This window comes from Streptomyces sp. NPDC002018, from assembly GCF_042890865.1.
GTDB lineage: Bacteria > Actinomycetota > Actinomycetes > Streptomycetales > Streptomycetaceae > Streptomyces.
On sequence record NZ_JBIASO010000001.1, the window covers coordinates 721,992 to 736,083 of the forward strand.

The window sequence follows — 14,092 nt, forward strand, 5'->3', positions numbered from 1 at the left end:
GACGGGCGCTCTGTGCTGTCGGGCTGTGCTGTGCCGCTGTCCGTTCCGGCGGTCCGTTACGGGACTATGCGCAGGAGCTTGTTGGGCGAGCCGGTGCCCGGGTTGGTCACCACGTTCGACGTGGCGCCGTTCACCAGGGCCGTGGAGACCTGCGCCGGAGTCGCGGTCGGGTGACCCGTGAGGTAGACGGCCACCGCTCCGGCCACATGGGGGGTGGCCATCGAGGTGCCGTTGATGGTGCTGGTCGCCGTGTCCGAGGTGTTCCAGGCACTGGTGATGGAGCTGCCCGGCGCGAACAGGTCGACGCGCGTGCCGTAGTTGGAGTAGCTGGCGCGGGCGTCGGTGCTGGTCGTCGCGCCCACGGTGATGGCGGCGGCGACCCGGGCCGGCGAGTAGTTCTGCGCGTTCGCACCGGAATTACCGGCGGCGATCGCGTAGGTCACCCCGCTGTTGATGGAGTTCTGCACCGCGGTGTCCAGCGCGGGGTCGGCGCCGCCGCCCAGGGACACGTTGGCGACGGAGGGGCCCGAGTGGTTCCGGGTCACCCAGTCGATGCCCGCGACGACCTGGGCCGTGGTGCCGGAGCCCGCGTTGTTGAGCACACGGACCGCGACGATCTTGGCCTTCTTGGCGACTCCGTACGAGGTGCCGGCGGCGGTGGCGGCGACATGCGTGCCGTGTCCGTTGCCGTCCTGCGCGGTGGTGTCACCGTCCACGGCGTCGTAACCGTAGGAGGCCCGCCCGCCGAAGTCCTGGTGGGTGATGCGGACTCCGGTGTCGATGACGTAGACGGTGGCGCCCTGACCCGCCGTGTCGGGGTACGTGTACTGGCGGTTCAGCGGCAGCGCCGCCTGGTCGATACGGTCCAGGCCCCACGACGGCGGGTTCGTCTGGGTGGCGAACGCGCGCACCGTGCGGTTCTGGAAGACCTTGTCCACCGAGGGGTCGGCGGCCAGTCTCCGCGCCTGCTCGGGCGAGAGGCTGGCGGCGTAGCCGTTGAGGGCGGCCGTGTACGTACGCTCGACCTTGCCGCCGTACTCCGAGACGACGCTCCGGCCCGCGGCCGAGGCGGACTTGAGGCCGGCCGTCTTCTTCAGGGTGACGATGTAGCTGCCCTGTACCGCGTCCTTGGCGTCGGCGCCGATGACGGTGCCGACCGCCGGGGCCGCCTGGGCGGGGGCGGAGATCGCCGCGAGAGCCGCGGCCGCCGCTGTCGCGGTGATCACAGCCGCGAACTTCGTCCTGGTGGTACGCGTGCTTGCCATGGTGAGGGGTCCTCCTCAGCGGGGTGCGCGGGGGTGCGTGCGCAGTGTGGGGGAACGCACACGGATGTATGCGTGAGGCGGTGCGAGTGGTGCCGCTGCCGCCCGTGCCAGAACGATTGCGGAGAGTGGGGTGCGCCGACAAGACGGCCTGAAGCCATGTCATCGATATGACATGGCCATGCAATGACTTGGCAATGACCGCACGTCAAGAACCATGTCATGAAGGACTTTTGGCCCATGGGGTGACGGAAGCGGACGCGGGTCCCGGTGGCGCCCGGGTCGGTCCGGGGGCCTGTCGCGCGAACACCCCGGCACCGGAGTCCGTTCCGGTACCGGGGTGTTGAGGCGCTGAAAGACGGTGTGTCAGGCCCCCGTGGTGGAGCCGGGGCGAATGATCATGAGGACGGTGACGGTGGCCCACAGGAGATTGAAGATCCCGGTGACCATCGCCAGCCGGGCGGTCGCCCGGCGAGCGGACAGTCCGGTGGCGGCACTCTTGAACGACTCCGACTCCGACTCCGACTCCGACTCCGAGTCCGACTCCGACTCCGACTCCGGCTCCGGCTGCGGCTGCGGGATGTCCGGGCCGGTCGTCGCCGTCGCCGTAGCGGTCGCCGTCGCCGTCGCCTCGATCCCGACCAGCAGGGCCTCCTGACGGGGCAGTACGAGGGCGCCGAGCGTGACGGCCGCCAGGAGGGTCAGGGCGATCGAGACGATCAGCCAGGTGTCCCCGAGCACACCCATCGCGCTCGCGGTGGCGAATCCGAAGACGGGTACGGCCAGGCCGAGGACGGCGTAGACACGGCAGATCCGGTGCAGCAGCCGTACCCACGCCACCGCCTGGGCATCGCCGGGGGAGTCCATCGCCCGGCGGACGGTCGGCGGGAACATGCTGGCGGCCACGGTGACCGGTCCGATCGCGACGATCGCGGCCAGGACATGAACGGCAAGAAGGAACTTCGTCACAGGTGGGGTGCTTTCTCAGACGTGCCGCTGGGGCGGGATCCGGTGGGCGGTGGCCCTGGCGGCGGGCAGACGGCCGGCCTTCGACGTGCCGCTCATCCCGTCGCCCGTCACGGTCATGTCGAAGACGAGACGCAGCCGCATCGGCTCGGTGATGGACTGCCGCCAGGTCAGCCGGTCGCCGTCGAGGACGACGTCGGTCATGTCGACGGGGCCGCCGTCGCCGAGGGCGACCCCGTGCAGGACGCCATCACGGCTTCCGATCTCCAGGGTGGCGCGCTGGGTGCCGATCGGGGTGCGGACGACCAGGCTCCATCGGCCTTCGACGGACATGGCGGAGTGGCTCCTCGCTGTGGGACGACGGATGGGGGTGGGTGGAGGTGAGGGGGGGACGCGGGCGGCGGCGAGGCCGCACGGGGGAACCGGGACCGGGAGGGGAGACGGACACCGCCCAGGAAGCCGGCGCGGCTGTCGGCGCGGAGGTCACAGACCCACGGGCTCCGGGCCCACCGGGCGCCAGACGATGCCACGGCGTTCATGGGCGAACAGCCGCTCCACGGCCTGCGCGACCCGCGGTCCCACCTCGCGGTCCAGCAGATGCAGCCCGAGATCCAGACCGGAGGTGACACCGGCGGCGCTGATCAGGTCGCCGTCGTCCACCACCCGGGCGTCGACCACGACGGCTCCGGTGGCGTCCAGCGCGTCCAGACCGAGACGATGGGTCGTCGCGGGCCGTCCCTCGATCAGCCCGGCCATGGCCAGGACGAGGGATCCGCCACAGACCGTGGCGACCGTCAGCCCGTCCTTGTCCAGCGCCTCCTTGAGGAGTGCGGGCAGATCCGTGCGCAGCGTACGGGCGAGGAGCGCCGGAACCGACTCCTCGCCGGTCTCACCGGCCCCCTCACGGGCTTCCCCGGCCGCAGCGGCCGCACCGGCCGCAGCGGCCGCACCGGCTTCACCGGCCGCACCGGCCGCAGCGGCCGCACCGGCTTCACCGGCCGCACCGACCGCGTCCGGTTCCGGCTCCCCGACCGCTCCGGTGTCCGCCGCGAGGACGCGGCTCGCCGCCCCCGGTACGACGATCACGTCGGCACGCCGGGGGTCCAGACGCCCCACGGCCCGCAGGGACACCCCCGTCAGACCGCTGGGCACCTCCCGCGCTCCCTCGGCCGACACCAGCTCGACAGTGAGGGCGCCGCCGACGGCGGCCCCTCCCATGTACAGCACCTCGTACGGCGCGAGGACATCCAGTGGATCGAAGCCGTCGAACAGTACGCATTGCACCAGCATGCGGTCGTCACTCTCCCGGAGTCGTGGGGCTCCCGGCGCGGGAGCCGTCCTCGACGCTAGGCGGGAGGCCCGCGGCCCAGTAGTGGCCCGAGTGCCAGCTTCCAACGGATTCTCGCCAGGCCGCAGCGCACCACCTCACCTCGGACCTGCCCCGGCATCGTCCCTGGTAGGCCGCCCTTGGCGGTAACCCGTTCCTGGCCTAGCATCTCGCCATGCACACGGTGGCCGTACTCGCGCTCGACCAGGTCGTCTCCTTCGACCTGTCCACACCGATCGAGGTGTTCTCCCGCACCCGTCTGCCGGACGGGCGCGCCGCCTACCGCCTCCTGATCTGCGGCGCCACCGAGGAGGTCGACACCGGTCTGTTCGTCCTGCGCGTCCCGTACGGGCTCGACCGGCTGCGCGAGGCGGACACGATCATCGTCCCGGGCACCTCGGAGTACGCCGGGCCGCCTCCCGCGGCCGTGCTCGACGCCTTGCGTGCGGCCGCCGCGAACGGCACCCGCGTCGCCTCCATCTGCAGCGGTGCCTTCGTGCTCGCCGCCACCGGCCTCCTCGACGGGCTGCGCGCCACCACCCACTGGGTCGCGGCCGCCCGTCTCGCCGCCCTCCATCCGGAGATCACCGTCGATCCCGATGTGCTCTACGTCGACAACGGACAGTTCCTCACCTCGGCCGGGGCCGCCGCCGGACTCGATCTCTGTCTGCACATGGTCCGCAAGGACCATGGCTCCGCCGTCGCCGCCGACACGGCCAGGCTGTCGGTCATGCCCCTCGAACGCGAGGGCGGCCAGGCGCAGTTCATCGTCCACGCCCAGCCGCCCACCCCGGCCGGCTCCACCATGGAGCCGCTCCTGCGGTGGCTGGACGAGAACGCCGACCGGGACCTGACCCTCGATGACATCGCCGCGCGGGCCAGGATGAGCAGCCGTACCCTCAGCCGGCGCTTTCGCGAACAGACCGGAACCACACCGCTGCGATGGCTCCACCGGGCCCGGATCCGCCGCGCCCAGTACCTCCTGGAGACCACCACCCACTCCGTCGACCGCATCGCCTCCCAGGCGGGATTCGGCTCGCCCACGGCCTTCCGGGAACGCTTCAAGCGCGTCGTCGGCACCAGCCCGCACACCTATCGGCGCGCCTTCCGCGGCTCCGTCCGGTGACCGCGGCCCCGGCGCGTCCCCGCCCCGAGCGCGCGCCCCGTCCGTAAGCGGCCGTGAATAGTGTGCGTTTCGCGATCAACATGCCATCCCCACATACCAGTTGCTGTGGCAGACTGCCCGAAAACGGTGGTGTTGCTCGGGGGTGGGACATGAGCGAACCGCGGTCTGCCCCGACGATCGGGCAGCTCGTTCTCAGTAGGCAGTTGCGTGCCCTGCGCGAAAAGGCGGGGCTGAGCAGGGAGCAGGCCGGCAAGCTGCTGCGGATCACCGCGGCCACCATCCGGCGGATGGAGACGGCCGAGGTCGGGCTCAAGATCCCGTATGTGCAGATCCTGCTGCCCGCGTACGGGGTGTCCGAGGCGGAGGCCGGGATGTTCCTGCGGCTGGCCGAGGAGGCGACCGAGCCGGGCTGGTGGCAGCGTTTCCACGATGTGCTCCCCGAGTGGTTCAGCGGATACGTCAGCCTCGAAGAGGCCGCCACGACGATCCGGGTCTACGAGCCGCACTTCGTCCCCGGGCTGCTCCAGACCGAGGATTACGCCCGCCAGGTCCTGACCACCGGCGCGCTGGGCCGGACGGCGGACTCCGAGCGGATCGAGCGCCATGTCTCCCTGCGGTGCCGGCGCCAGGCGCTGCTCACCCGCTCCGACGCCCCGGCCTACTGGGCCGTCCTGGACGAGACGGTCCTGCGCAGACCCGTCGGCTCCGCGGCCGTGATGCGGGCGCAGATCGACCGTCTGATCGAAGCGACCGAGCAGCCCAACATCACTCTTCAGATAGCCGAGTTGGGCGCGGGACACCACCCCGGGACCTACAGCCCGTTCGTCCTGTTCCGCTTCGACGTCCCCGAAGTGCCCGACATGGTCTACATCGAGTATCTGACCGGTGCGCTCTACCTCGACGAGGCGGGCGAGGTCGCCGAGCACATGGAGGCGATGGACCGGATGGTGGCCCACGCGGAGCCCGCGAGCCGCACCAAGGAACTCCTCACCGTTCTCCGCGAGAAGTTCTGACCGGAGGACGCCTTCGCGCGTCCGGCCCGCCGCTACGCCGACGCCACCGTGGGCACCGCGCACCGGCACGGCCCGGACACGGTCTGAGGCACTACTCGAAGTCGCAGCCCGGGTTGGGGGCGTCGCGGGAGAAGGGCGCGTCGTGCGGCAGGACGTAGAGAATCTCCAGGACGACGTCCGAGGCGCCGAGGTTCTGGCCGATGTGCACACGGTCGGCACCGGAGGGCTCCCTCAGGAAAGCGCCCCTCGGGTACACCCCGTCGGACCCGCACGTGGAATCGAAGTGGCTGAGGGTCCCCTGCTTGACGTACGCGTACAGAGTGCCGTCGTGGAAGTGCCAGCCGGTCGCCTGGCCCGGCGGAATGGTGACCTCCCGCACGATGTAGTCGTACCCGCCGACGGTGGAGCGGGCGATGACCTTGCCGGTCACACCGGGACCGCCCGGGGTGGCGTGCGCGACCCCCGGAAGGGACAGACCGGTGAGCAGAGAGCCAACGATTCCTATTCGGGACAGAGTGCGCATATGTGTTCCCTCTCGTCATGAGTGCGGTGCTGACCGGGCCGGACCCAGGCGGTCGGCATCAGGGCGGACACACCACGTGTGCCGTGTGTCCGTGGGGAGGACGGGGAAGGACCGATGGCGACCGATCCGCATCCGGACGGTCGCTCATCGGCCCTTGCCTGCCGGGCGTCCGCGATCGGACGGTCAGGGCGCCGTCACCACGTCGGGCGCCGTCACCACGTCGGACTCGTACACCAGCCCGACCCGGTGGTTGTACTGAACGGTGTACATCTTCTTGCCGCCGGTCACGACGCTGCCGCTGGAGGGGAAGTAGTCGTCGGTGGCCTCGGCCTCGCCGGTCGCGACGTACGCCTGGCCGGCGGGGACGGTGTAGAAGCTCAACGGAGCCTGGGTGGAGGGCGAAAGCCCCGCGGGATACTCGGCCGCGTCCGGGTAGGTGCTGCCGTACACCGCCGCGGGCGAGGCCCCGGCGGCCTTGACCACCGTCACACCGTGGGCGGGGGTCGTGTTGCGTCCGTCCGGATTGTGGAACCACACCTTGGTGCCGCTGTACCAGATGGCTGTCCAGTCGCCCTGGCGGTCCGCGACGACGAACTGCTGCCCCGCCTGCGCGGTGCTGCCCCAGTCGTTGACCCGGTTGGTGCCGATACCGTCCGGGTGAATGGCCTGGTCACCGAAGAGCGGGGCGGTGTCGCTGGGTGCCGTGCGCAGGTGGACGAAGTTCGACGCCTGGCGCCGTTCGGCGCATTCGGGCGTGGCACCCGTCGGGTCGTCGGACGGGCAGACCTGCACCGTCTGCTGGTTCTGGGCGAACCCGGGGGTGATGGTGACCGGCGAGCCGATCGGCGCGACGCCGTGAGAGCCGTCCACGGGAGCGTCGAGGAGACGCATGTAGCGCTCCCAGTCCCAGGACGGGCCCGGGTCCCAGTGCATGCCGGAGACGAGCGAGGAGTTCGGCCCGGGGACGTTGTCGTGCCCGACGATGTGCTGCCGGTCCAGCGGAATGCCGAAGCGGTCCGCCAGATACGTGACGAGTTCCGCGCTGGTCTCGTACTGGATCTGGGTGTACCAGGTGCCCCCGGAGGCGGCGAAGCCCTCGTGCTCGACACCGATCGAATGCATGTTGCTCGAGTAGTTGCCCGCGTGGAAGGAGAGGTCCTTGGTGGGCACCATCTGGGTCACGGCGCCGTCGGACGAGCGGATCACATAGTGTGCCGAACCGCCGCCGGGCGTCTGGAAGGTGCTGATGGCCGACTCGTAGGACGACTCGGTGTCATGGATGACGATGGAATCGATCCGGATGCCGTTGGCGGGCCGGGCGGACACCTGACCGTTGGCGGGAGCGGCGGGAATGAAGGCGCAGTCGAGCGTCGGCGGGCACTCGGTCTCCGCGGCGGCCGTCGCTTTCAGACGGAGCCCGGCCAACTGGCCCGTGTCCGGCCGGACATCCGCGACGGCGTTCAGCCGGACACGCTGCCCGTCCCGGGTCGTCTCGCCGACACCCTTCTTGACCGTCGCGAAGACACGGTCGGCGAACGCCTTCGCCCCGCGCTCCTGCGTGGAGCCGCTGTAGCGGGCCACCGCCGCGTACCACTGGCCCGGGTCCAGCGGTGTGCGCCCGGTCGTGGCCTTCGCGTACGAGGCCAGCAGAGCGGCACCGCCGCGAATGTTGGCGACCTCGTTCTCGCGCAGCTTCTCGGCGGGCAGTCCGGTCAGCTCCGCCGCCGTCCGGAGGGTGTGCAGGGAGGGATCGGCGGCCATCTCCTTCACATCCCCGCGGCCGGCCGCTCCCGCGTCGCCCCCGGCCATCATCTCGGGCGTCACGTCGGTCAGATGCATCGGGCCGTAGCCGCCGCTGACGCTGTGTTCACCGGGATGCGCTTCCCAGGCCGACTGGTGGTAAGCCACGCCGAGAAGGACGGGCAGGGGAACGTCGTACTCGGCCGCGGCCTGCTCGAACGCCTGCTGGCGGCCGGTGGTCCGCCCGTCCGGTCCGGAGGCCTGGGCGGGCACCGGAACGGCCGTCACGCTCGCTGCCGCCAGCGCACCCGCTGTGATCATGAGTGACAGCCGCCGTCGCGGCTTGCGCTTGTGCACTGCGATACCTTGCTTTCACATGATGGTGACGGGCTCTGAGCAGTCATGAAACGCGCCGTGGCATCGACAGGGGCGAACCGGGCGCCAGAGCCTGCTGTGGAATACCAGCATTGGACTGTACATGATAGGAAGCGCCGTTCGGCTTGTACGGACACATCCCCGTCCCTGAGGGGCTGTACGGCTCAACTCGCGGCGCTGAACAGGGGAAAGACCCTGCGGGGGCATACCGTGCCGCACACAACATTCACAGGGAAACGAAACCGTGAAACGGCAAGTGGGATGCGCATCAGCCTTGTTCGGAAGGGGCGTGGTTTCCGGCCGGCGCCCCTTCGGGTAATTGCCCGGCGGTTTTCGCGGCGCGCATCCCGCGACGAGCTGCTCACCGGTACCGAATGAATGCTGTGCACCGGAAGAGACAGGGCAGCGGCTCGCTTTGTGACAGGCAGGCGCCGGGGGGCGGGAATGTCCCGCGGCGCGCTCGGCGTCGGTGAACACCGTGGCCTCCCGCCAGACCGCCACCAGGTTGAGGCGCTGTGGGGTCTCTCCCGCCAGGGTGGCTTCCTTGGTGTGCATGTCGGTGCAGAAGCCGCAGCCGTTGATCTGGCTTGCCCGGATCTTCACCAGTTCCTGGATCACGGCCGGTAGCGTCGAGTCCGACACCACTTTGCCGGCCGAGTTAATGTGCTTCAGCACCTTCGCGGCGAGGGGGTTGCCGAAGTAGTCGAGGCGCGATTCCATGCTGGTCTCCTAGCCATGTTGCGGATACACACTACTGACCGGGAGAGCCCGGTGAAGTGTGACAGGAAGCCGGGTGTGAGGTGCGTCTCACCTGCCGCATCACCTTCTCGCGCATCCCCTTCTCGCCCCCGGACCGGCCCATACGTACCGCGAACGGGCAGACGTCGTTCAGTTGTCCGCCATCGCAGCGCCATGGCTGATCAGAACAGTGCGGCTGACACGGATGTACAGCGCAGGGAGTTCGACATGGGCACAACAGACAACCATGGCAAGCCGGCGAGACGGACGCTGCTCCAGGCGGCCCTCGCCGTTCCGGCGGCGGGAGCCGCGGCGACGCTGCTCGACGCCTCCCCGGCGTGGGCCGCGACGAGCGGCGACGACGGGCGCTTCGACTCCGCCGCGGCCCGGTTCACGGTGGCCGTCCTTCCCGACACCCAGTACCTCTTCGACGCCGACAGCTCCGACCCGGCGCCGCTGCGCGAGACCTTCCACTACCTCGTGTCCGAGCGGAAGGAGGCCAATATCGCGTTCATGACGCATCTCGGCGATGTCACGGAGCACGGCACCGGTGAGGAGATCGAGCTGGCCGCCGACACCTTCCGCACCCTCCACGGCAAGGTGCCCTACAGCGTGCTCGCGGGCAACCACGACATCAACTCCTCGACCGACGACCAGCGGGGTGACTCCGCCTACCTCCAGGCCTTCGGACCGGCGCGCTACGCGTCCATGCCGACCTTCCGCGGTTCCTCGCGCGACGGCTACAACAGCTACCACATACTGAACGCCGCGGGACGCGAGTGGCTGGTCCTCGCCCTGGACTGGCGGGTGTCCGACGCGGGGCTGGACTGGGCGCGCTCGGTGCTCGACCGCCATGCCACACTGCCGGCCCTTCTCACCACCCATGACATCGCCTGGTCCGACGACGACGGCAGGGCCCAGCTCTCGGACAACGGACAGCGGCTGTGGGACGGCCTCATCCGTGGCAACGACCAGATCTTCCTGGCGCTCGGCGGTCACTACTGGCCGCCCGGCCGCACCGTGCTGACCAATGACGCGGGCCACGACGTCCATGTCCACATCACCAACTACCAGGACCGCTACTACGGCGGGGCCGGGATGATCCGGCTGTACGGCTTCGACCTCGCACGCGGTGTCATCGACGTCGAGACGTTCTCGCCCTGGTTCCTCGCGCGCAATCCGGAGAAGCGGACACCGCTGGAGGCCGAGACGATCGAACTGACCGGCCCCACCGACCGGTTCGGTCTGGACATCGACTTCGACACCCGGTTCGCGGGCTTCGCCCCGGTCGTACCGCCCCCGGCCCGCCCGGCCTCCGCCGTGATGCCGCGCGGCACCGTCGCGTACTGGCGCTTCGACTCCTCCGGCCTCGGGGGCGCGGGGACGGCGGGCGCGCCCGTGGCGGACGGAAGGGTCGCGCGCGATCTGACCGGCAACGGCAACGACCTGACCGTGAGCCGACTGCACTCCAGCGGCGCCGACGCGCTCACCTGGTCGAACGAGCACCACGAGGGCCAGCCGGCCCACGCGAGCCTGCGGTTCGACGGCGGAAAGTCCCCCGACCGCGGCGCCCTCCTCACCACCTCCGCCCACGCCCCGCTGAACAGCGCGAAGTTCACCTCCGGGTACACCATCGAGACCTTCATCAAGCTGCCCGAGCCCTTCGAGGGCGATCACGCCTGGATGGGCATCCTGAGCTGGGAGGGGCGCAACAGCGAGGCGGGCAAGACCACCGGCTGGTCGCCCGACGAGCCCACCTGCAGTCTCAATGTCTCCCCGGAGCGGTTCCTCCAGTTCGTCGTCTACGCGCACCGCCAGGACGCCGACCCCACCTCATGGAGCCACGCCCTGCCGGTCGGACGGTGGACCCATATCGCCGTCGTCAACGACGGCCACCGTACGGTGATGTACGTCGACGGCTCGAAGATCGCCCGTAATCCCACGCAGGAGTCGACCGGTATCGCGACGCTCGGCAAGCCCTTCGTCATCGGCGGGACCCAGTTCGACGAGCAGTTCGGGCAGGGCTTCTACGGATGGGTCGGCGACACCCGCATCGTGGACCGGGCACTGAGGCCCAAGGAGTTCCTCACACCGTTCGCGTGACCGCGCCGCGCCGCGCCGCGCGTGCCGCCGTGGGCGGGGGTCCGCTCAGGACACCTCGCCGCGGCGGCGTCTGCGGTTGCCCAGACCCGCGTGGACGCCCCGGCCGCGCCGCCAGCGGTGGGTGAGCAGCAGGAAGACCGTGGCGAGGACGGCGAGTGCCTGGGCGACGACCGCGACGAGCTTCCTGCCGTACCAGTTCGGCTCGTACATGTTCGGGACCGGCCCGAGGGCGCCGACGTCGACGTACCGGTACACGAAGAGCAGCGCCAGACCTCCGGCGGCGACGCACCAGGCGAAGAGATCGCTGATCAGCCGGTGCCACACCAGGACGAGCAGCGCGGCCAGCGCGGCCAGACCGGCCTCGACACGGAAGAGCGTGCCCTGGCTGATGTCCTCCGAGACGAGGTCGTAGCTGGGGGCGAGATCGGCGTGGACATAGGCGACCACGGCCAGCGCGACGGCGGCCAGCAGCCGTGCCGCTCCCCGCAGTACACGGAGCTTCCGTCCGCGGTGCGGCGGTACGACGGACGTGCCTGATGACATCGCTTCTCCTGTCTCACCGGTGGCCAGGGGGTTCGGAGGCGGGGGTCAGTAGAGACCGCCGGTGTCCTGCTGCGGGGTGGTGTTCCTGTTGCCCGCGGTGTCGACGACGTACCACCGGTGGTGGAAGGAGATGTCGCCCTGGCCGTTGGTGTCACCGGGCTTGTGGTCGTCCTCGAACGTGTACAGGGGATGCCCGTTGTACGTGGCCTGCCGGGCGCCGTCCTCCCGCGCGGTGGTGGCCAGCAGTCTCTTCTCGACCCCGCCGCCGCCCGCGGTCGCCCGGGTCACCACCGTCAGGGGACTCCAGATCTTCGTACAGGACCCCGTGCAGGTGGAGGTGTTCCTCCTGTCCCCCTCGAAGAGATAGAGGGTCCGGCCCGCGCCGTCGACCAGGATCCTTCCGAGCGCGGTGGAGCGCGCCGCGACCTCGTCCCTGTCCGCCCCGGGTCCGGAAGGGCTCGAAGCGCTCGCCGGGGCCGAGGCGGAGGGCGCGTCCGCCGCCGGTCTGTCGGGAGCCTCGGACGGCGCCGCCGGTGCTTCTCCTCCTCCGCCGGAGCAGCCGGTGAGCGCCGCGACGCAGAGCAGGGCCACGGCCATGGCACCGGCCGCGCTGGACGTGCTCCCCATCGAGGCTCCTCCGATCCGGCCGTCCCTCGGGCGGTACACCGACCGCCCGGTCGGGGCCGCACCCTCCACTACACGGCACCGCCCGGGAGGGGGCCACCGGACAGGGCCGTCCGACGTACCCCCCGCCCGGCGCCCCACCCGGCGCCCCCGTACGCCGTGTCCGGCCGCGACGCTCCCGGTGCCGGGCCACTCCCCGCGCTTCCTGGGGGCCGGCGGGATTCCGAGCCGTGTTCGACCCGGGGCCGGTCCTCGTTCTCGCCTGAATGATTGTCCGACACATCCGGCACATCGGGCACGTCCCTCCCCGTACGATCCGTTCCATGACCGGGCCGCAGTAAGGAGCTTGACGTCGTGAAAGCAGTACAGACGGGCCCGGGGAACCGGCCCGCGCGGAGTGGGGGACGCCCGCGCCCGCGGTCCACGCGCCTGCGGATCGGACGCTGGATCGCCGTGGCCGCGGCGCTCCTGGTGCTGGGCACATCCGGGGCGGGCGGCTGGCTGTACAACCGGCTCAGCGGCAACATCCAGGGCGCGGGGGTGGACGACGCGATCGGCGACAACCGGCCCAGGGCCACCCAGGGCGGGCAGAACATCCTGGTCATCGGCTCCGACAGCCGTAAAGGCACGGGGGGCACCTACGGCCGGGGGCTGGCCACCATGCAGTCCGACACCCTGCTGCTGCTCCATGTCGGCGGCAGCGGGAAGTGGGCCACCGTGGTCTCCTTCCCCCGCGACTCCTGGGTCCGGATCCCCGCCTGCGAGCAGGGCGACGGCACCTTCTCCGTACCCCATGACTTCAAAATCAACGAGGCGTTCGCGATCGGCGGTTCCGGAGGGGACACCGGCAAGGCCGCGGCCTGTGCGATCAAGACCGTCGAGCAGAACACCCGTGTCCGTGTCGACCACTTCCTCGTCGTGGACTTCCGGGGATTCACCGGCATGGTCAACGCGCTCGGGGGAGTGGAGATCTGTCCCGAGCGGCCCATCCACGACAGCAGGGCCCATCTCGATCTCGAGTCGGGATGCCAGACGGTGAAGGACGGCCAGGCCCTCGGCTATGTACGGGCCCGCTACAGCCTCGGCGACGGCACGGACATCGGCCGGATCGGCCGGCAGCAGGAGTTCATGCGGGCCCTCGCCACCCGGGCCAAGGCCAAGCTCTACCATCCCCGCGCGCTGTACGGGTTCCTCGACTCGGCCACCGGGTCACTGACCACCGATCCCGAACTGGCCGGGCTCAAGCCCCTCTTCGAGCTGGCCTCCGGTATCCAGCGCCTGCCCACCGAACGGATCTCCTTCCTGACCGTGCCCAACTACCCACGGGAACGTGACGTTCCCAGTGACAAGGCCAATGTCGTCTGGAACGGGCCCGCCGCCGAGCGGCTGTTCACCGCGCTCACCCTCGACCGGGAGATCACCGAGGCCCGGCTGGCGCAGGCGGCCCGTCAACTGCCCCCCGCGGCGGCCACCGTGGCGGTGACCGTCCTCAACGGCACGGGCGTGACGGGCAAGGCCCGGGAGACGGCCGACCGGCTCGGCGCGCTCGGCTTCCGGATCAGCCGCACGGGCAACGCGCCCGCGCCGGCCGGCCGCACCACGCTCGTCTACCCCGAGGGCCTCGCGGACCGGGCCAGGGCGGTGGCCGCGCGGCTCCCGGGGCTCGTCCCCGTCCAGTCGGCCCAGGCCGCACCGGGCACGGTGACCCTGACCATCGGTCCCGACCTGCCCGAGGTCACGGGGTGAGACGAG

General features: G+C 70.6%; 12 protein-coding genes and 1 pseudogene. 4 read left to right on the top strand and 9 right to left on the bottom strand.

The genetic code is table 11. The annotated features are described in order from the left end of the window. Window positions 1–56: 56 nt before the first annotated feature. The 4 genes from ACFYYH_RS03170 to ACFYYH_RS03185 form a co-directional block, all read right to left on the bottom strand. A complete protein-coding gene (locus ACFYYH_RS03170) occupies window positions 57–1,265 on the bottom strand; it encodes a S8 family peptidase (RefSeq protein ID WP_388545082.1) in 1,209 nt (402 codons plus the stop codon). Between the two features lie 363 nt (window positions 1,266–1,628). Beyond that, window positions 1,629–2,231: a protease gene (locus ACFYYH_RS03175; protein ID WP_388545084.1), complete on the bottom strand. Its 603-nt coding sequence runs from the start codon at window positions 2,229–2,231 to the stop codon at window positions 1,629–1,631. A gap of 15 nt (window positions 2,232–2,246) precedes the next feature. Continuing rightward, window positions 2,247–2,561 (bottom strand): hypothetical protein, encoded by a 315-nt coding sequence (locus ACFYYH_RS03180; protein ID WP_388545086.1) that lies wholly within the window; start codon window positions 2,559–2,561, stop codon window positions 2,247–2,249. A 150-nt stretch (window positions 2,562–2,711) separates the two neighbouring features. Beyond that, a complete protein-coding gene (locus ACFYYH_RS03185) occupies window positions 2,712–3,518 on the bottom strand; it encodes a DJ-1/PfpI family protein (protein WP_388545087.1) in 807 nt (268 codons plus the stop codon). Window positions 3,519–3,730: 212 nt separating this feature from the next. Here ACFYYH_RS03185 and ACFYYH_RS03190 point away from each other — a divergent pair, with 212 nt between their 5' ends. After that, window positions 3,731–4,681, top strand: coding sequence for a GlxA family transcriptional regulator (locus tag ACFYYH_RS03190; RefSeq protein WP_388545089.1), 951 nt, complete (start codon window positions 3,731–3,733; stop codon window positions 4,679–4,681). A 149-nt stretch (window positions 4,682–4,830) separates the two neighbouring features. Next, on the top strand, window positions 4,831–5,694 hold the full coding sequence (locus ACFYYH_RS03195; protein WP_388545090.1) for a helix-turn-helix domain-containing protein: 864 nt from the start codon (window positions 4,831–4,833) through the stop codon (window positions 5,692–5,694). A 91-nt stretch (window positions 5,695–5,785) separates the two neighbouring features. Here the strand turns inward: ACFYYH_RS03195 and ACFYYH_RS03200 are convergent, their stop codons facing one another. From ACFYYH_RS03200 to ACFYYH_RS03210, 3 genes and pseudogenes are all read right to left on the bottom strand, one after another. Beyond that, entirely contained in the window at window positions 5,786–6,217 is a 432-nt protein-coding gene (locus ACFYYH_RS03200) for a cupin domain-containing protein (protein ID WP_388545091.1), read from the bottom strand. A gap of 183 nt (window positions 6,218–6,400) precedes the next feature. Continuing rightward, window positions 6,401–8,278, bottom strand: coding sequence for an N-acetylmuramoyl-L-alanine amidase (locus tag ACFYYH_RS03205; protein ID WP_388545094.1), 1,878 nt, complete (start codon window positions 8,276–8,278; stop codon window positions 6,401–6,403). Window positions 8,279–8,782: 504 nt separating this feature from the next. Beyond that, window positions 8,783–9,052, bottom strand: a pseudogene (locus ACFYYH_RS03210) (carboxymuconolactone decarboxylase family protein); the annotation flags it as partial. 246 nt (window positions 9,053–9,298) lie between these two features. Here ACFYYH_RS03210 and ACFYYH_RS03215 point away from each other — a divergent pair. After that, the gene (locus tag ACFYYH_RS03215) at window positions 9,299–11,173 is read left to right on the top strand and encodes a LamG-like jellyroll fold domain-containing protein (protein WP_388545095.1); all 1,875 of its coding nucleotides are present in this window, start codon (window positions 9,299–9,301) and stop codon (window positions 11,171–11,173) included. 45 nt (window positions 11,174–11,218) lie between these two features. On the opposite strand, the gene ACFYYH_RS03220 is transcribed toward ACFYYH_RS03215, so the two are convergent. Both ACFYYH_RS03220 and ACFYYH_RS03225 read right to left on the bottom strand, forming a co-directional pair. Continuing rightward, window positions 11,219–11,716 carry a hypothetical protein gene (locus ACFYYH_RS03220; protein ID WP_388545098.1) on the bottom strand — a complete coding sequence of 166 codons (498 nt, stop codon included), beginning with the start codon at window positions 11,714–11,716 and terminating at the stop codon, window positions 11,219–11,221. Window positions 11,717–11,761: 45 nt separating this feature from the next. Continuing rightward, window positions 11,762–12,343: a hypothetical protein gene (locus ACFYYH_RS03225; RefSeq protein ID WP_388545101.1), complete on the bottom strand. Its 582-nt coding sequence runs from the start codon at window positions 12,341–12,343 to the stop codon at window positions 11,762–11,764. A gap of 450 nt (window positions 12,344–12,793) precedes the next feature. Here ACFYYH_RS03225 and ACFYYH_RS03230 point away from each other — a divergent pair, with 450 nt between their 5' ends. After that, window positions 12,794–14,086, top strand: coding sequence for an LCP family protein (locus tag ACFYYH_RS03230; protein WP_388545102.1), 1,293 nt, complete (start codon window positions 12,794–12,796; stop codon window positions 14,084–14,086). Window positions 14,087–14,092: the final 6 nt, after the last annotated feature.